We start from the raw sequence: 17,794 nt of genomic DNA, 5'->3' as shown, positions 1-17,794 counted from the left end.
CTACGGCTTCACCGTCTCCAGCCGCACCGCGCACGCCTTGAACTCCGGCATCCGCGAGGTCGGGTCGAGTGCCGGGTTGGTGAGGGTGTTCGCGCGGCCCTCGCCCGGCCAGTGGAAGGGCATGAAGACGGTGTCGGGACGGATGCCGGTGGTGATGCGGGCCGGTGCCACGGCCCGGCCCCGCCGGGACACGACCGCCACCGGGTCGCCCTCGGCCGCGCCCAGCCGGGCCGCGAGCCGCGGGTGCAGCTCCACGAACGGGCCCGGTGCGGCGGCGTTCAGCTCGTCCACGCGCCGGGTCTGGGCGCCGGACTGGTACTGGGCGACGACCCGGCCGGTCGTCAGCAGCACCGGGTACCCCTCGTCCGGCTCCTCGGCGGAGGCCCGGTGCGAGACGGGGACGAAGCGGGCACGGCCGTCGGGCGTGGCGAAGCGGTCGAGGAAGAGGCGGGGCGTGCCGGGATGTCCCGCTTCCGCATCGGCGTCGGCCGTGGGACACGGCCAGAACACCCCGTTCTCCTCGGCCAGTCGCCGGTAGGTGATTCCCGAGTAGTCCGCGGGCCCGCCCGCGCTCGCCCGCCGCAGCTCCTCGAAGACCTCCTCGGGGTCGGTCGGGAAGCCCTTCTCCACACCGAGCCGGTCGGCCAGTTCGTGCATGACCTCCAGGTCGCTGCGGATGCCCTCGGGCGGGGTGATCGCCTGGCGGCGCAGCAGCACCCGGCCTTCCAGGTTGGTCGTCGTGCCCGTCTCCTCCGCCCACTGCGTGACCGGCAGGACGACGTCGGCGAGCTCCGCCGTCTCCGACAGCACGACGTCACAGACGGCAAGGAAATCAAGGGACTTGATGCGCTCCTCGATGTGTGCGGCGCGCGGCGCCGACACCACCGGGTTGGAACCCATCAGCAGCAGCGACCTGATGTCGACACCCAGGGCGTCCAGCAACTCGTAGGCGCTGCGTCCGGGGCCGGGCAGCGAGTCGGGCTCGACTCCCCACACCTCGGCCACATGCTGTCGTGCCGCCGGGTCGTCCAGCTTGCGGTAGCCGGGCAACTGGTCGGCCTTCTGGCCGTGTTCGCGCCCGCCCTGTCCGTTGCCCTGCCCGGTCAGACAGCCGTACCCGGAGAACGGCTTCCCCGCCCGGCCCGTCGCCAGGCACAGGTTGATCCAGGCGCCCACGGTGTCCGTGCCCTTGGACTGCTGCTCGGGCCCGCGCGCGGTCAGCACCATCGCGGCCTCGGGCTCGCAGAACATCCGTACGGTCTCGCGGAGTTGCGGCACGGGAACGCCGGTGATCCGCTCCACGTACTCCGGCCAGTGGGCCATCGCCGCGGCGCGGGCCTCCTCCCAGCCGGCCGTACGCTCGTCGACGTACGCCTCGTCGACCCGCCCCTCGGCGACGACCAGGTGCAGCAGGCCCAGCGCCAGCGCGAGGTCGGTGCCCGGGCGGGGCATCAGATGCAGGTCCGCCTGCTCGGCGGTCCTGGTGCGGCGCGGGTCGATGACGATGAGCGTGCCGCCGTTCTCGCGCAGCTCGTTGAAGAAGCGCATCGACGGCGGCATGGTCTCGGCGAGGTTGGAGCCGACGAGGATCACACAGCCCGTCTTCGGGATGTCCTCCAGCGGGAACGGCAGCCCGCGGTCCAGGCCGAACGCCTTGATGCCGCCGGCCGCCGCGGAGGACATGCAGAAGCGGCCGTTGTAGTCGATCTGCGAGGTGCCGAGGACGACCCGGGCGAACTTGCCCAGCGTGTACGCCTTCTCGTTCGTCAGGCCGCCCCCGCCGAACACCCCGCACGCGTCCGGACCATGCTCCGTACGCGTACGCCGCAGTTCCCCGGCGATCCGGTCCAGCGCCTCGTCCCAGGTGGCGGGCACCAGCTTGCCCTCGGAGCGCACCAACGGGGAGGTCAGGCGCACCCGGGAGGAGAGCACCTGGTGAGCCGTGCGGCCCTTGCCGCACAGCGCACCCCGGTTCACCGGAAAGTCCGCGCGCTCGGTGACCTCCACGCCCCCGTCCTGGACGGGCGTGAGGTTCATCCCGCACTGCAGGGCGCAGTAAGGGCAGTGGGTGGGCGTCGCGGAGTTCTGCATGCTCCTCAGCGTGCTTCCGCCGTGTTACGTGCGCGACGGCTCCCTGTTACGCGAGCGGGACGGCGACCTCCCCGCCGGACGCCGGGCGCGGTGAGGCCGCCCGGCCGGGCGCACAGGTGCCCACCCCGAGTCGCCGCCGACTGTGACGAAAGTTGCCTCTGCTGTGAAAGACGTCACATGTGGCTCGTTCCCTCTCGTGGTTGGCCGATGACGCGTCGTTGAGAGTTGAAAAACCGGAGCTACAGTCGAGCGCGGATCCAGCTTGGCGCCAGGCAATCTCTCACGCGAAAAGCCAGCCAGGAGGTTTCCCCAGCATGCCCCTGCGCCATTTAGCCCCCCGCGACCAGCACCTCTTCCACCGGTACGGCTTCGGCCCGGCCGTCCCCGTCCCGGACCCGCTGATCCACCACGCCGTCGAGCGACAGGCCGCCGCCGCCCCGCATGCCGTCGCCGCCGAACACCTCGGCGCCCGGATCACCTACGGCGAGCTCGACCGTTACGCCGACGCCCTCGCCGCCCGTCTGATCCGCCAGGGTGTGCGCCCCGGCGACCACGTCGGTCTCTTCGTCCGCCGCTCCGTGCCCATGCTCGTCGGCCTCCTCGGCATCCTGAAGGCGGGCGCCGCCTACGTCCCCCAGGACGTCGGCCTCGCCCCCGCCTCCCAGCTCGCCCACGTGATCCGCGCCGCCCGCACCCGTGTCGTGATCACCGTCGCCGAGCACGCCCACCGCGTCCCGCTGCCGCCGGGCCACCACCTGATCGCCCTCGACGAGCCGCTGCCGTACGTCCCGGGCCCCCGCACCGCCGCCCCCGCACCGAGACCGGACGTCCGGGTGCACCCCGACGACGGCTGCTACGTCCTGTTCACCTCCGGCACCACCGGCCGCCCCAACGGGGTGAAGGTCACCCACCGCAACGTCGCCAACATCCTCCTCACCGCCCCCGGCGACCTCGGCATCCGCCCCGGCGACCGGGTCGCCCAGCTCCTCAACATCGCCTTCGACATGGCCGCCTGGGAGATCCTCGGCTGCCTCGCCCACGGCGCCACCCTCGTCATCCGCGGCAAGGACATCGCGGCCGCGGCCCGCGGCGCGGACGTCGTCATCGCCACCCCGACGGTCCTGTCCGGCGTCGACCCGGCGAGCTGCCCGCGCGTGCGCACGGTGGCGGTGGCGGGGGAGCCCTGCCCGCGCCCGCTCGCCGACCGCTGGGCCCGCCAGGCGACGTTCTACAACTGCTGCGGTCCGACGGAGACGACCATCGTCAACACGATGCGCCGCCACGAGGTGTCGTCCCGGATCCTCACCATCGGCCGCCCCACCCCCAACAACACGGTCTACGTCCTCGACGCCGACCTGCGCCCGCTCCCCATCGGCGAGATCGGCGAGATGTGGGCGGGCGGCGCCTGCGTCTCGGCGGGCTACCTGGAGAACGACCGGCTCAACGCCGAGCGCTACGCCCCCGACCCCTTCCTCGGCGCCGGCCACCGTATGTTCCGCACCCGCGACCTGGGCCGCTGGACCCCCGACGGCGAACTGGAGCACCTCGGCCGCACCGACGACCAGGTCAAGGTGCGCGGCTTCCGCGTCGAACTCGACTCCGTCTCCTCGGTGCTGGAGTCGGTCGAGGGCTGCCGGCGCGCGGTGACCCTGAAGCAGGACGCCCGCACCCTGGTCTCGTTCGTCACCCCGGCCGACGTCGACCCCGACACGGCCCGGCGCGCGGTGGCGGACGCGCTGCCGTACTACTGCGTGCCCGAGAGTGTCATGGCCCTGACGCATCTGCCCGAGACGGACCGCGGCAAGATCGACAAAGCGGCGCTGCTACGGCTGGCCGAGGAGCGCGCGGTGGTGTCCCGATGACGACCTCACTCGAGCGCCGGTCGGTGGAACTGCCCCCGCGGACCTCGGCCCCGCGCCGACTGCTGAAGCACCCGCGGCTGATGCACTACAACCGCCTGGCGGCACTGGTACTGACGGCCAACCTGGTCTTCCTGTACGTGAGTTGGACCCCGTCGACCCGCACCATGGGCCACGCGGCCCTCGCCGACCTGGCCCTCGCGATCCTGGTCCGCCAGCAGTACGTGATCAACCTCCTCTTCAAGCTGGCCACCTGGGCGCCGACCAGCTGGCCGCTGAAGGTCCGCTGGACGCTGGGGAAGGTGTACCACTTCGGCGGACTGCACGTGGGCGGCGCGCTGGCGGGGGCGAGCTGGTTCCTGGCGCTCACGATCACCACGACCGACGGCCCGCTCAGGGCGGTGGGCTGGACCCTGACGGCCCTCCTCGCACTGATCATCGCCACGGCCCTGCCGCCCTTCCGCTCCCGCCACCACGACCACTTCGAGAAGATCCACCGCTTCGGCGGCTGGACGGCCCTCGCCCTCTTCTGGACGCACACGCTCCTGGCGGCCCCGGGCCCGGTGGAGGTGGCGGTCCTGTCGGTCGTCACCTTCAGCGTCGCCCTGCCGTGGCTGCGCCTGCGCAAGGTCGACGTACGCGTCGAACGCCCCTCCCCACACGTGGTGCTGGCCCGCTTCGACCACGGAGAGACCCCCTTCGCGGGCTCCTCCACGGCCATCAGCCGCAGCCCGCTGAAGGAATGGCACTCCTTCGCCAACGTCCCGGCCCCCGGCGAGCCCGGCTTCCGGCTGACGATCTCCCGGGCCGGCGACTGGACGGGCGACTTCATCGACGACATGCCGAACCGGATCTGGGTGAAGGGCATCACCACGGCCGGAGTCGCCAACATCGAGACCCTCTTCACGAAGGTGGTCTACGTCGCGACCGGCAGCGGCATCGGCCCCTGCCTCCCGCACCTCCTGGCCGCCGAGGTCCCCTCCCGCCTGGTCTGGGCGACCCGCGACCCCCGCACCACCTACGGCGACGACCTCGTCGACGAGATCCTCGCCGTCCAGCCCCACGCCCTGATCTGGGACACCTCCCGCGACGGCAAGCCCGACATGGTGCGCCTCGCGTACGTCGCCTACCGCGACTTCGGCGCCGAGGCGGTGATCTGCATCAGCAACAAGAAGCTCACCTGGCAGGTCGTCCACGGCCTGGAACAGCGGGGGATTCCGGCGTACGGCGCGATCTGGGACTCGTAATTCCACGGAGGAGAAATGAACACGATAAAGATCGAGCGCCACGGCCGTGTCGTGGCCGTACGCCTGCACCGCCCCCACGTCCGCAACGCGCTGAGCGGCGAACTCCTGACCGAACTCCTCGACGCCCTGCGCCCGTTGGACGCGGACCCCGAGGCCGGCTGCTTCGTCGTCACCGGCTCGGAGCAGGTCTTCGCGGCGGGCGCCGACATCAAGGAGATGGCCGCGAGGACGGCCGTGGACATGGCCGCGGAGGACTACTTCAGCGCATGGGAGGAGTTCGCGGACCTGCGCACCCCGAAGATCGCCGCCGTCAACGGCCATGCCCTGGGCGGCGGTTGCGAACTGGCGATGATGTGCGACCTCGTGATCGCGGGGGAGTCGGCGGTGTTCGGCCAGCCCGAGATCAAGCTCGGCGTGATCCCCGGCATCGGCGGCACCCAACGCCTGACCCGCCTCGTCGGCCGGGCCAAGGCCATGGACCTGGTCCTCACCGGCCGCACGATGGACGCGAGGGAGGCGGAGAGCGCCGGACTGGTCTCCCGGGTCGTCCCCGACGAACGGGTCCTCACGGAGGCCCTGGGGGCGGCCGAGACGATCGCCTCGTACGGCCGCACGGCGGTCAGGGCCGCCCGCGACTGCGTCGACCGGTCCCTGGAGACGGGCCTGCGCGACGGCATCCGCTACGAACGCCGCGTGTTCCACGCCCTGTTCGCGACCCACGACCAGAAGGAGGGCATGACCGCCTTCCTGGAGAAACGCGCCCCGCGCTTCACCGGGCGCTAGCGAGCGCCTGGCCGACCCCCGGTTCCTCGGGGCCGAGGAACCGGGGATCCGGCTCGAAGACCGCGTCCAGAACCGCCTTGCCGGCCGCGACGACCTCCCGCGCCCCGCCGTAGTACCAGGTGGCGTCGTGCTTGGCCTCGACCCCGATGCCGTACGACGTCACACCGGCCTGCCGGCACAGCGCGACGGCCCGCCGGATGTGGAAGCCCTGGCTGATCAGGACGGCCCGGTCGACGCCGAAGATCTTCTTGGCGCGGACGCAGGAGTCCCAGGTGTCGAACCCGGCGTAGTCGCTGACGATGCGCCGGTCGGGAACGCCGTGCTCGGTCAGATAGGTGCGCATGGCGTCGGGCTCGTCGTAGTCCTTGCGGCTGTTGTCGCCGGTGACGAGGACGACCTCGATCCGGCCCTCGCGGTACAGCTTCGCCGCCGCGTCCAGCCGGTGGGCGAGGTACGGCGACGGCTCGTCGTTCCACAGCCCCGCGCCGAAGACGACGGCGACCTCGGTGTGCGGTACGTCCGCGGTCGTGCGCAGCCGGTCGCCCGTCACGACGTACATCCAGGTCGCCGGCAGCAGCGCCAGTACGCACCCGAGCATCACGGCCTGCACCAGCCGCCGCTGCCCGGTACGGGTGCGGGGGATACGTGGCCTCCGCGGCCTGCGCAGTCTCACGGGCGGTCCCTCCCTGGTCGTCCTTCGACAGTCAGGGACGTGATGTAAGCCTCCACGGTTCGCCTAAGAGCACGTGACCAGCCTCACCAGCGCCGGTGAAACCGCAGGTCAAGCCACCTCACAATGCCCTCCCACCCCACCGTGAACCCACGGAAAATCCCTGTTATCTTCGCGCAACGGGGCGGCAACCTCCCGCCCCCACCATCAGTTCATGACGCCGTCGAACCCTCCGCGCGACGAGTCCACCGCCAGCCCCGGCGCCCTGCTGCTCCCGGGGGCCGACCTCGACAGTACGGCGCACCTCATGAACCGGATCAGCAGCCAGCTCGCCAGCCAGCTCAGCCTCGTGTCGCTCGACGGCAGGCGGCGCCCCGAACCGCCCGCGCTCGTCGTCGTCGCCCACGGCAGCCGCGACCCGCGTGCCCTGAGCACCGTACGCACACTCCTCGACAAGGTCCGCGCCCTGCGCCCCGGCCTGTCCGTCCGGCTCGGCCACATCGAGCTGAACGAGCCGCTGCTGCCCGACACCCTGGCCGCCCTCGGCGACCGCGAGGCGATCCTCGTCCCGCTCCTGCTCAGCCGCGGCTACCACGTCAAGCGCGACATCCCCGAGATGGCCGCCGCGACCCGGGTACGCGCACGCGTGGCCGCCCCGCTCGGCCCGCATCCCCTCCTGGTGGAGACCCTGTACTCCCGCCTGGTCGAGGCCGGCTGGCACACCCGCATGGACGACACGACGCGCGGCCGGACCGCGGTGGTCCTGGCGGCGGCGGGTTCCCGCGACCCGGAGTCCAAGGTCGACACCGGCCGCACGGCCCAGCTCCTCTCCGACCGCCTCGGCGTCCCGGTCGTCCCCGCCTACGCGACGACGGCGGCTCCCAGGGTCCCGGACGCCATCGAGGTCCTCGCGGCGAGCGGCCGCACGAGGATCGCCATCGCCTCCTACTTCACGGCCCCCGGCCGCTTCGCGACGGAGTGCGCGGAGGCGGCCCCGTGGATCGCCTCGGCCCCCCTGGGCACACACCCGGCGATGGCGAGGCTGCTCCTGCACAGGTACGACCAGATGACCAACCTCAAGGGCGCGGGGCAGCATCAATCCGCGGCTCCGCCGCGGGGCGCGACCAGCCACGAACACCCCGCACTCGCCGGATAGCGGAACCAGGCAGACGCGAAGGCGCACTCCGTTTGTCAGTCCCTGCCCTTACTGTCGAGACATGTCGTACGACCTGGAGTCAACCGAACGCTGGGCCCCGGAACCGGACAAACGCCCCGGCCGCACCGCCTTCCAACGCGACCGCGCCCGCATCCTCCACTCATCGGCCCTCCGACGCCTAGCCGGCAAAACCCAGGTCGTCACCCCCGGAACCCGCAGCCAGGCCTGGGACGCCAGCCCCCGCACCCGTCTCACGCACTCCCTGGAATGCGCCCAGGTAGGCCGCGAGCTGGGCGCGGCCCTCGGCTGTGACCCGGACCTGGTGGAAGCCGCCTGCCTCGCCCACGACCTCGGCCACCCGCCCTTCGGTCACAACGGCGAACAGGCACTGAACGAATTCGCCGAGGACTGCGGCGGCTTCGAGGGCAACGCCCAGTCCCTCAGACTCCTCACCCGCATCGAACCCAAACGCTTCACCCCCGAAGGCTCCGTCGGCCTCAACCTCACCCGGGCCGCCCTCGACGCGGCCACCAAGTACCCCTGGCCCAGAGGCGCCCACCCGACGGACCCCAAGAGCCCCAAGTTCGGTGTGTACGACGACGACCGCCCCGTCTTCGACTGGGTCCGCAAGGCCGCCCCCGGCACCCGCACCACCTTCGAGGCCCAGGTCATGGACTGGTCCGACGACGTGGCGTACTCGGTCCACGACGTCGAGGACGGACTGCACGCCGGCCACATCGACCCCAACTACCTGCACGCGGAACCCGAACGCGAGGCGGTCTTCGCGGTGGCCCTCGGCCGGTACGTCCCGCAGGACACCGACCCGGCGGAACTCGCGGCGGCCCTGGACCGGCTCCAGGACCAGCCCTGGTGGCCGCACGGCTACGACGGCTCGGCCGTGGCCCAGTCCCGCCTGAAGGACGCCACCAGCCAGCTCATCGGCCACTTCTGCCTCGCCGCGGAGGCCGCCACACGCGCGCGGTACGGCACCGGGCGCCTGACCCGCTACACCGCCGAACTCGTCGTACCGCACGAGACCCGGCTGGAGTGCGCGGTCCTCAAGGCGGTCGCCGACCGGTACGTCATGCAGCGCGCCGAGCAGGAGCGGCTGCGGGCGGACCAGCGGATCGTGGTCGCCGAACTCGCCGAGGCGCTCACCCGTCGTGCCCCGGACGGCCTGGAGCCGCAGTTCCGCGCGATCTTCGACCAGGCACCCGACGACCGCGCGCGCAAGCGCGTGATCGTCGACCAGATCGCCTCCCTCACCGACGCCTCGGCCCGCTCGCTGCACGCACGGCTGACGGGTCAGGCATGACAGCGATGTCGTGTTCGCGTGTTCCCGGCCGGGTACTTGTGCGACATATGTGCCACGGGTGACGCCAAACGCGCCCGATTGTGACCCTCCGTGGCCTGATCGGGCCACTCCCTCTTCCCCCATCACGCTCCGTGCGGGACGCTCCCATGTGGCGGCACCCTTACGAGGAGGCATCAAGTGGTCGACGCGGATCAGACATTCGTCATCGTCGGAGGCGGTCTCGCCGGCGCCAAGGCGGCCGAGACGCTCCGTACGGAGGGCTTCACGGGCCGCGTGATACTGATCTGCGACGAACGCGATCACCCCTACGAGCGCCCGCCCCTCTCCAAGGGCTATCTGCTCGGCAAGGAGGAGCGCGACAGCGTCTTCGTGCACGAGCCGGCCTGGTACGCGCGCAACGACGTCGAGCTGCACCTCGGCCAGACCGTCGACGCGATCGACCGCACGGCCAAGACGGTCCGCTTCGGCGACGACGGCACGCTGGTGCACTACGACAAGCTCCTCATCGCCACCGGTGCCGAGCCCCGCCGCCTCGACATCCCGGGCACGGACCTCGCGGGCGTCCACCATCTGCGCCGCCTCGCCCACGCGGAACGGCTCAAGGGAGTGCTGGCCGCGCTCGGCCGGGACAACGGCCACATCGTGATCGCCGGCGCCGGCTGGATCGGCCTGGAGGTCGCGGCGGCGGCCCGCGAGTACGGCGCCGAGGTCACCGTCGTGGAGCCCGAGCCGACCCCCCTGCACTCCGTGCTGGGCCCCGAGCTCGGCGCGCTCTTCGCCGACCTCCACCGGGAGCGCGGCGTCCGCTTCCACTTCGGCGCGAAACTGACCGAGATCGTCGGCCAGGACGGCATGGTGCTGGCCGCCCGCACCGACGACGGCGAGGAGCACCCGGCGCACGACGTCCTCGCCGCCATCGGCGCCGCCCCGCGCATCGCCCTCGCCGAGGCCGCGGGACTGGAGATCGCCGAGCGCGCGTACGGCGGCGGGATCGTGGTCGACGAGCGGCTGCGCACCTCCGACCCCGACATCTACGCCGCCGGCGACGTGGCCTCCTTCCACCACGCCCTCTTCGGCACCCGGCTGCGCGTCGAGCACTGGGCCAACGCCCTCAACGGCGGCCCCTCGGCGGCCCGCTCGATGCTCGGCCGTGACCTCGCCTACGACCGCGTGCCCTATTTCTTCTCCGATCAGTACGACCTGGGGATGGAGTACAGCGGCTGGGCGCCCCCGGGGTCGTACGACGAAGTGGTGATTCGGGGGGACGCAGGAAAGCGTGAGTTCATCGCGTTCTGGGTGAAGGAGCGCCGGGTGCTCGCCGGGATGAACGTGAACGTGTGGGACGTCACAGAGCCCGTCCAACAGCTGATTCGCTCGAAGACACAGGTGGACACCGAGGCGCTGGCGGACCCACACGTTCCGCTCGAAAACCTCGTCCCTTAGATGTCAGTTCTGCCCCGTAGACTCACCTCGTGGCAGGACGGATCAACGACGAGGACGTGAAGGCGGTACGGGACGCGGTCCCGATCGACGCCGTGGTGTCCGAGTACCTCCAGCTGCGGAACGCGGGCGGAGGCAACCTCAAGGGCCTGTGCCCCTTCCATGACGAGAAGTCGCCGTCCTTCCAGGTCAGCCCCAGCAAGGGTCTCTTCCACTGCTTCGGCTGCCAGGAGGGCGGCGACACCATCACGTTCGTGATGAAGGTCGACCACCTCTCCTTCTCGGAGGCCGTCGAGCGCCTCGCCGGGCAGGCCGGCATCACGCTGCGCTACGAGGAGGGCGGCTACAACCCCTCCCACCAGCGCGGTGAACGGATCCGCCTGGTCGAGGCCCACAAGATCGCCGCCGACTGGTACGTGGAACAGCTCGCCACCAGCCCGGAGGCCGACACCGGCCGCAAGTTCCTCGCCGAGCGCGGCTTCGACCAGTCCGCCGCCGAGCACTTCTCCGTCGGCTACAGCCCCCAGGGCTGGGACCACCTCACCCGCTACCTGCGCGGCAAGGGCTTCACCGACAAGGAGCTCCTGCTCTCCGGCCTCTCCCAGGAGGGCCGCCGCGGCCCCATCGACCGCTTCCGCGGCCGCCTGATGTGGCCGATCCGCGACATCGGCGGCGAGGTCGTCGGCTTCGGCGCCCGCAAGCTCTACGAGGCCGACACCGGCCCCAAGTACCTCAACACGCCCGACACGGCGATCTACCGGAAGTCCCAGGTCCTCTACGGCATCGACCTGGCGAAGAAGGACATCGCCAAGGCGTCCCGCGCGGTCGTCGTCGAGGGCTACACCGACGTCATGGCCTGCCACCTCGCCGGCGTCACGACCGCCATCGCCACCTGCGGCACCGCCTTCGGCAGCGACCACATCAAGATCCTCCGCCGGCTCTTGATGGACAACGGCTCGGCCCGCGTGATCTTCACCTTCGACGGCGACGCGGCCGGCCAGAAGGCGGCCCTGCGCGCCTTCGAGGACGACCAGAAGTTCGCCGCCGAGACGTACATCGCGATCGCCCCCGACGGCATGGACCCCTGCGAGCTGCGCCTCGCGAAGGGTGACGAGGCGGTGGCCGAGCTGGCCGAACCCCGCACCCCGCTCTTCGAGTTCGCACTCCGCCAGATCGTCGTCCGCTACGACCTGGACACCCCGGCAGGCCGGGCGTCCGCCCTGGACGAGGCCGCCCCGATCGTCGCCCGCATCAAGAACAGCGGCGCCCAGCACGAGGTCGCCGTCCAGCTCGCCGGCATGCTCGGCATCCTCGACACCCAGTTCGTGGTCAAGCGGGTGGCCCAGCTGGCCCGTTGGGCCCGCGACCGCGGCGGCAAGGGCCCGGCGCCGGCCGCCCGCGGCCCGCAGCAGTACGACTCCGCGCCCCGGCCCCAGGCCTCAGGACCGGCCCTCAACCTCCGCAACCCCGTCTACGCCACCGAACGCGAGCTCCTCAAACTCGCCCTCCAGCGTCCCGAGTTGGTCTCCCCGGCCTTCGACGCGTACGGCATCGACGAGTTCACCGCCGCACCCTACGCCGCCGTACGCCAGGCGATCATGGAGGCCGGCGGCGCCGAGTACGGCGTACAGGACTCCCAGGACTACCTCGTGAGAGTCCGCGAGACCGCGCCCGACGACACGGTCCGCGCGATGGTCACGGAGCTGGCCGTCGAGGCGATCATGCGCAAGACCGTCGACGAGATCTACGCGGGTGTACAGCTCGTGGCGGTCCGCCGCCGCGCCGTCGAGCGCCGCATCATCGACATCCAGTCCACGCTCACCCGTCTGGGAACCCACGGAGATCCGGCGCAATTGGCCGCGGTACAGAACGAATTGTGGGTACTCCAACAGTACGACCAGGCGCTGCGCGGGCACGGAGCCGCAGCTCTCTGAGGGGTTTGCGTCCGGCAGGGTAACCACCCGGTCACGGACCGGACTCAAAAAGTCACCGCACGCCCCTCGTGGCGGCGATGTGTCGTACTCCACACTGGGTTCCGGTGCCTGAGTCCTCGGAGCGCGGCCGATCCGTCCCCAGCGGGTCCCACACCCCCGCGGTTCCGCTCATCGCGTACGGGACGGACAGCGGCGAGGCCGTCGACTCCGCCCCCGAAACAGCGCTGCCGCTCACTTCTGCAGCGATCATCCTGGAGGTCGCCCCCGTGCAGACCCAGACCCTCAACAAGACCGACGCCGGTACAGACGGCGCGGAGCCGGATACGGAGACCGACGTTCTCACCGCGGTCCCCCCGCAGAGCCGTGTCGTGCACCACCCCGAGGCGGAGCCGGAAGAGCCGCCGGCCGACGCCCTGGAGACCGTGGAACCCGCTGAGCCGGTCGAGGCTCCGCAGCCGAAGAGCCGCAGCCGCGTCGCCGACACCAGCAGTCCCTCCTCCGACCTGTTCCGTCAGTACCTCCGCGAGATCGGCCGTATCCCCCTGCTCACGGCAGCCGAGGAGGTCGAGCTGGCCCGCCGCGTCGAGGCCGGCCTGTTCGCCGAGGAAAAGCTCCTCAACGCCCCTGACCTGGAAAGCCAGTTGGCGATCGACCTGGACCGACTGGTCGTCATGGGACGGATGGCCAAACGCCGGCTCATCGAGGCGAATCTGCGGCTCGTGGTGTCGGTGGCCAAGAGGTACGTCGGCCGCGGCCTGACCATGCTCGACCTGGTCCAGGAAGGAAACCTGGGCCTGATCAGGGCCGTCGAGAAGTTCGACTACGCCCGCGGCTACAAGTTCTCGACCTACGCGACCTGGTGGATCCGCCAGGCCATGTCCCGGGCTCTCGCCGACCAGGCCCGCACCATCAGGGTCCCGGTCCACGTCGTGGAGTTGATCAACCGGGTCGTCCGTGTGCAGCGCCGCATGCTGCAGGAACGCGGCTACGAACCGACCCCGGAAGAAGTGGCCGCCCACCTCGACCTCGCCCCGGAACGCGTCAGCGAGGTCCTGCGCCTGGCCCAGGAGCCGGTCTCCCTGCACGCCCCGGTGGGCGAGGAGGACGACGTGGCCCTCGGCGACCTCATCGAGGACGGCGACGCGACGTCGCCGGTCGAGTCGGCGGCGTTCCTGCTGCTCAGGGAGCACCTGGAAGCGGTGCTGTCGACTTTGGGGGAGCGGGAGCGGAAGGTCGTACAGCTTCGTTACGGCCTGGCGGACGGCCGCCCGCGCACGCTGGAGGAGATCGGCCGGATCTTCGGCGTGACGCGGGAGCGGATACGGCAGATCGAGTCCAAGACCCTGAACAAGCTGCGGGATCACGCTTTTGCGGATCAGCTTCGGGGCTATCTGGACTGATGCCGGGTGCGGGTGGTCCGTGGTTGCTCGCGCGGTTCCCCGCGCCCCTGAAAGGCGCGTTCAGCTGAGCGCCCCTTCAGGGGCGCGGGGAACCGCGCGACCAGCCACAACGGACCCGCAGCCGCCCCGCGTGCTCAGTCGACCTCTGCCACCGCCTGCGCGAACTGTGCCTTGTACAGCCGCGCATATGCTCCATCGGCGGCCAACAGGTCCCCGTGCGAACCCTGTTCCACGATCGACCCGTTCTCCATCACCAGAATCGTGTCCGCGTCCCGGATCGTCGACAGCCGGTGGGCGATCACGAACGACGTCCGTCCGTGCGCCAGTTTCGCCATCGCCTTCTGGATCAGCACCTCGGTCCGGGTGTCGACGGACGACGTCGCCTCGTCGAGAACCAGGATCACCGGGTCGGACAGGAACGCCCGCGCGATGGTGATGAGCTGCTTCTCACCGGCACTGACCCCCGAACCCTCGTCGTCGATCACGGTGTCGTACCCGTCGGGCAGCGTCCGGACGAACCGGTCCGCGTGCGCGGCCCGCGCGGCCTCCTCGATCTCGCCCCGCGTGACCTCCCGCGAGGCCCCGTACGCGATGTTCTCCGCGATCGTGCCGCCGAACAGCCAGGTGTCCTGCAACACCATGCCGATCCCGGCCCGCAGTTCGTCCCGGGACATCCGCGCGATGTCGACCCCGTCGAGGGTGATGCGCCCGCCGGATACGTCGTAGAACCGCATCAGCAGGTTGACCAGCGTGGTCTTGCCCGCGCCCGTCGGACCCACGATCGCGACCGTGTGCCCCGGCTCCACCTTGAGCGACAGATCCTCGATGAGCGGCTTCTCGGGGTCGTACCGGAAGGACACGCCCTCCAGCGCCACCCGCCCCCGCAGCTCGGCGGGCCGCTCGCCCGGCATGGGGTCGGCCTCCTGCTCCTCCGCGTCGAGCAGCTCGAAGATCCGCTCGGCCGAGGCGACCCCGGACTGCACCAGGTTGGCCATCGACGCGACCTGCGTCAGCGGCATCGAGAACTGGCGCGAGTACTGGATGAAGGCCTGCACATCACCGATGGACAGCGTGCCGGAGGCGACCCGCAGGCCACCCACCACCGCGACCAGCACATAGTTCAGGTTCGACACGAACATCATCAGCGGCTGCATGACCCCGCTGTTGAACTGCGCCTTGAACCCGGCCTCGTACAACGCCTCGTTCTGCTCGGCGAACTGCTGCGCCGACTCCTCCTGCCGCCCGAACACCTTCACCAGCGTGTGCCCGGTGTACATCTCCTCGACGTGCGCGTTGAGCTTGCCGGTCGAGCGCCACTGCTGCACGAAGTGCGGCTGCGACCGCTTGCCGACGCGCGTGGCGATCACGAACGACAGCGGCACGGTGACGAGCGCGACCAGCGCCAGCAGCCATGACACCCAGAACATCATCGCGAGCACCCCGACGATGGTGAGGATCGAGTTGATGAGCTGGCCCATCGACTGGTTGAGGGTCTGCCCGATGTTGTCGATGTCGTTCGTCGCCCGGGACAGCACCTCACCGCGCTGCCGCTTGTCGAAGTACGACAGCGGCAGCCGCGACAGCTTCGTCTGCACGTCCTCCCGCATACGGAACATGGTCCGGTTGACGACCCGGTTCACCAGCCGCGTCGCCACCAGCATCAGCAGCCCGGCGACGACGAACACGACGAGCGCGATCAGCAGGACGTTGCCGACGGCACCGAAGTCGATGCCCTCACCCGGGGTGAAGTCGGTGCTGCGGAGCATGTCGGCGACCTGGCCGTCCCCGCGCTCCCGCATCGCCTGAAGCACCTGCTCCTTCGAGGCGCCGGGCTCCATCTGCCGTCCGACGATGCCCGCGAAGACCAGGTCGGTGGCCTCGCCGAGGATCTTCGGCCCGACGACCGACAGACCCACGCTGACGAACACACAGAACACCAGCGCGTAGACCGTGAACCGCTCCGGCCGGAAGTGGCCGACGAGCCGCCGCCCCGACACCTTGAAGTCCATCGACCGGTGATCGGGGCCGGTCCCGGCCATCATGCGCCCCATGGGCCCGGCCATCAGGCAGCCTCCGCTTCCGTGAGCTGGGAGAGCACGATCTCCCGGTAGGTCTCGTTGTCCGCCATCAGCTCGTGATGCCGGCCGGTGCCGACGACCCGTCCTTCGTCGAGTACGACGATCCGGTCGGCGTCCCGGATGGTCGCCACCCGCTGGGCGACGATCACGACGGTCGCCTCGGCGGTCTCCCGGGACAGGGCCGCGCGCAGGGCCGCGTCGGTGGCGTAGTCGAGGGCGGAGAAGGAGTCGTCGAAGAGGTAGATCTCCGGGCGCTGCACGAGCGTACGGGCGATGGCGAGCCGCTGCCGCTGACCACCCGAGACATTGGTGCCGCCCTGGGCGATGGGGGAGTCCAGCCCGTTCTCCAGCCCCCGCACGAAGTCCTTGGCCTGCGCCACCTCCAGCGCGTGCCACAGCTCCTCGTCCGTGGCGTCCGGATTGCCGTAGCGCAGATTGCTCGCCACGGTCCCCGCGAAGAGATACGGCCGCTGCGGCACCATCCCGACGGTCCGCGCCAGCAGCTCGGGCTCGATGCCCGCCACGCTCTCCCCGTCGACCAGCACCTCACCGTCGGTGGCGTCGAACAGCCGGGGCACGAGCCCCAGCAGCGTGGACTTGCCGCTGCCGGTCGACCCGATGACGGCGGTCACCTCACCGGGCCGGGCGACGAGATCGACGGCCCTGAGCACCGGCTCCTCGGCGCCCGGATAGCGGAAGCCCGCCCCGCGGATCTCCAGATGACCATGGCGCCGCAGCTCCAGCACCGGAGCCTTGGGCGGAACCACGCTCGACGAGGTGTCCAGCACCTCCTGGATCCGCTCGGCGCACACCTCCGCGCGCGGCACCATCATGAACATGAAGGTGGCCATCATCACGGACATGACGATCTGCATCAGATAGGCGAGGAACGCCGTCAGGTCGCCGATCTGCATCTGCCCGCCGTCGATCCGGTGGGCGCCGAACCACACCACCGCGATCGACGACACGTTCACCACCGTCATGACCATCGGGAACATCAGCGCGAGGTACTTACCGGTGCCCAGCGACATCTCGGTGAGCTCGGCGTTCGCGTGCCGGAAGCGGTCCTTCTCGTACTCGTCGCGCACGAAGGCGCGGATCACCCGGTTGCCGGTGATCTGCTCGCGCAGCACCTGGTTCACGGTGTCGAGGCGTACCTGCATGGCCCGGAACAGCGGGCGCAGCCGCCGCACGATCAGGGTCACGCAGACACCCAGCACGGGGACCACCGCGACGAGGACCGCGGACAGCGGCACGTCCAGGCCGAGCGCCAGCACGATGCCGCCCACGCACATGATGGGCGCGGACACCATCAGCGTGAACGTCATCAGGGCCAGCATCTGGACCTGCTGCACGTCGTTCGTCGTCCGGGTGATCAGCGAGGGCGCCCCGAAGTGACCCACCTCGCGGGAGGAGAAGGACTGCACCCGGTCGAACACGGCGGCCCGCACGTCCCGGCCCAGGGCCGCGGCGGTCCGCGCGCCGTAGTACACGGCACCGATGTTGCACACGACCTGGATCAGCGAGATACCGATCATCAAGGCGCCGAAGGACAGGATGTACCCGGTGTCGCCCTTCACGACGCCGCTGTCGATGATGTCCGCGTTCAGCGTGGGCAGATAGAGGGTGGCGCAGGTCTGCAGGAACTGCAGCACCACCAGGAGGGCGATGGGTTTCCGGTAGGGCCTGAGATAGGTCCGCAGAAGTCGTATGAGCACGCTTGGTCTCTCGGAGTCGGCGGTGGGAGCAGGGTGGTTGCCCCTGGCCCCTATCGTCGGACACTCCCCCCGCGTTACCTCAACCGATTAAGCCGACAGCAGT

At 70.6% G+C, this 17,794-nt stretch carries 12 protein-coding genes; 8 read left to right on the top strand and 4 right to left on the bottom strand.

From position 1 onward, the window contains the following. Complete coding sequence (locus tag ACWD3I_RS11095; protein WP_365393840.1) at nt 1–2,091, bottom strand: molybdopterin oxidoreductase family protein; 2,091 nt, start codon at nt 2,089–2,091, stop codon at nt 1–3. Nucleotides 2,092–2,405: 314 nt separating this feature from the next. Here ACWD3I_RS11095 and ACWD3I_RS11090 point away from each other — a divergent pair, with 314 nt between their 5' ends. From ACWD3I_RS11090 to ACWD3I_RS11080, 3 genes are read left to right on the top strand one after another with little or no spacing between them, the layout of a single operon-like run. Then, nucleotides 2,406–3,953 (top strand): amino acid adenylation domain-containing protein, encoded by a 1,548-nt coding sequence (locus tag ACWD3I_RS11090; RefSeq protein WP_365393839.1) that lies wholly within the window; start codon nt 2,406–2,408, stop codon nt 3,951–3,953. After that, nucleotides 3,950–5,197, top strand: a complete 1,248-nt coding sequence (locus tag ACWD3I_RS11085) for a ferredoxin reductase domain-containing protein (protein WP_365393838.1) — start codon at nt 3,950–3,952, stop codon at nt 5,195–5,197. The genes ACWD3I_RS11090 and ACWD3I_RS11085 overlap by 4 nt, the downstream gene beginning before the upstream one ends. Before the next feature lie 15 nt (nt 5,198–5,212). Beyond that, nucleotides 5,213–5,980 carry an enoyl-CoA hydratase-related protein gene (locus tag ACWD3I_RS11080; protein ID WP_365393837.1) on the top strand — a complete coding sequence of 256 codons (768 nt, stop codon included), beginning with the start codon at nt 5,213–5,215 and terminating at the stop codon, nt 5,978–5,980. Here ACWD3I_RS11080 and ACWD3I_RS11075 read toward each other — a convergent pair. Next, nucleotides 5,967–6,647, bottom strand: coding sequence for a SanA/YdcF family protein (locus ACWD3I_RS11075; protein ID WP_365393894.1), 681 nt, complete (start codon nt 6,645–6,647; stop codon nt 5,967–5,969). The two genes, ACWD3I_RS11080 and ACWD3I_RS11075, sit on opposite strands and share 14 nt — an antisense overlap. A 310-nt stretch (nt 6,648–6,957) precedes the next feature. On the opposite strand from ACWD3I_RS11075, the gene ACWD3I_RS11070 reads away from it, so the two are divergent. The 5 genes from ACWD3I_RS11070 to ACWD3I_RS11050 all read left to right on the top strand — a co-directional run bounded on the left by ACWD3I_RS11070 (nt 6,958) and on the right by ACWD3I_RS11050 (nt 13,895). Continuing rightward, complete coding sequence (locus ACWD3I_RS11070) at nt 6,958–7,806, top strand: sirohydrochlorin chelatase (RefSeq protein ID WP_365393893.1); 849 nt, start codon at nt 6,958–6,960, stop codon at nt 7,804–7,806. A 61-nt stretch (nt 7,807–7,867) separates the two neighbouring features. Then, nucleotides 7,868–9,121: a deoxyguanosinetriphosphate triphosphohydrolase gene (locus ACWD3I_RS11065; RefSeq protein WP_365393836.1), complete on the top strand. Its 1,254-nt coding sequence runs from the start codon at nt 7,868–7,870 to the stop codon at nt 9,119–9,121. A 177-nt stretch (nt 9,122–9,298) separates the two neighbouring features. Beyond that, nucleotides 9,299–10,564 (top strand): NAD(P)/FAD-dependent oxidoreductase, encoded by a 1,266-nt coding sequence (locus tag ACWD3I_RS11060; protein WP_365393835.1) that lies wholly within the window; start codon nt 9,299–9,301, stop codon nt 10,562–10,564. 29 nt (nt 10,565–10,593) lie between these two features. Then, nucleotides 10,594–12,495 (top strand): DNA primase, encoded by a 1,902-nt coding sequence (dnaG, locus tag ACWD3I_RS11055; RefSeq protein WP_365393834.1) that lies wholly within the window; start codon nt 10,594–10,596, stop codon nt 12,493–12,495. 104 nt (nt 12,496–12,599) lie between these two features. Next, nucleotides 12,600–13,895, top strand: coding sequence for an RNA polymerase sigma factor (locus tag ACWD3I_RS11050; RefSeq protein WP_266892727.1), 1,296 nt, complete (start codon nt 12,600–12,602; stop codon nt 13,893–13,895). A gap of 134 nt (nt 13,896–14,029) precedes the next feature. Here the strand turns inward: ACWD3I_RS11050 and ACWD3I_RS11045 are convergent, their stop codons facing one another. Together ACWD3I_RS11045 and ACWD3I_RS11040 are read right to left on the bottom strand one after the other, a co-directional pair. Continuing rightward, nucleotides 14,030–15,958, bottom strand: coding sequence for an ABC transporter ATP-binding protein (locus ACWD3I_RS11045; protein ID WP_365393833.1), 1,929 nt, complete (start codon nt 15,956–15,958; stop codon nt 14,030–14,032). Beyond that, a complete protein-coding gene (locus ACWD3I_RS11040) occupies nt 15,958–17,691 on the bottom strand; it encodes an ABC transporter ATP-binding protein (RefSeq protein ID WP_365393832.1) in 1,734 nt (577 codons plus the stop codon). The genes ACWD3I_RS11045 and ACWD3I_RS11040 overlap by 1 nt, the downstream gene beginning before the upstream one ends. Nucleotides 17,692–17,794 lie beyond the last annotated feature (103 nt).

This window comes from Streptomyces sp. NPDC002817, from assembly GCF_053592055.1.
Note: the sequence above shows the minus strand (reverse complement) of the source record. Positions and strands in the feature narration are given on the sequence as shown.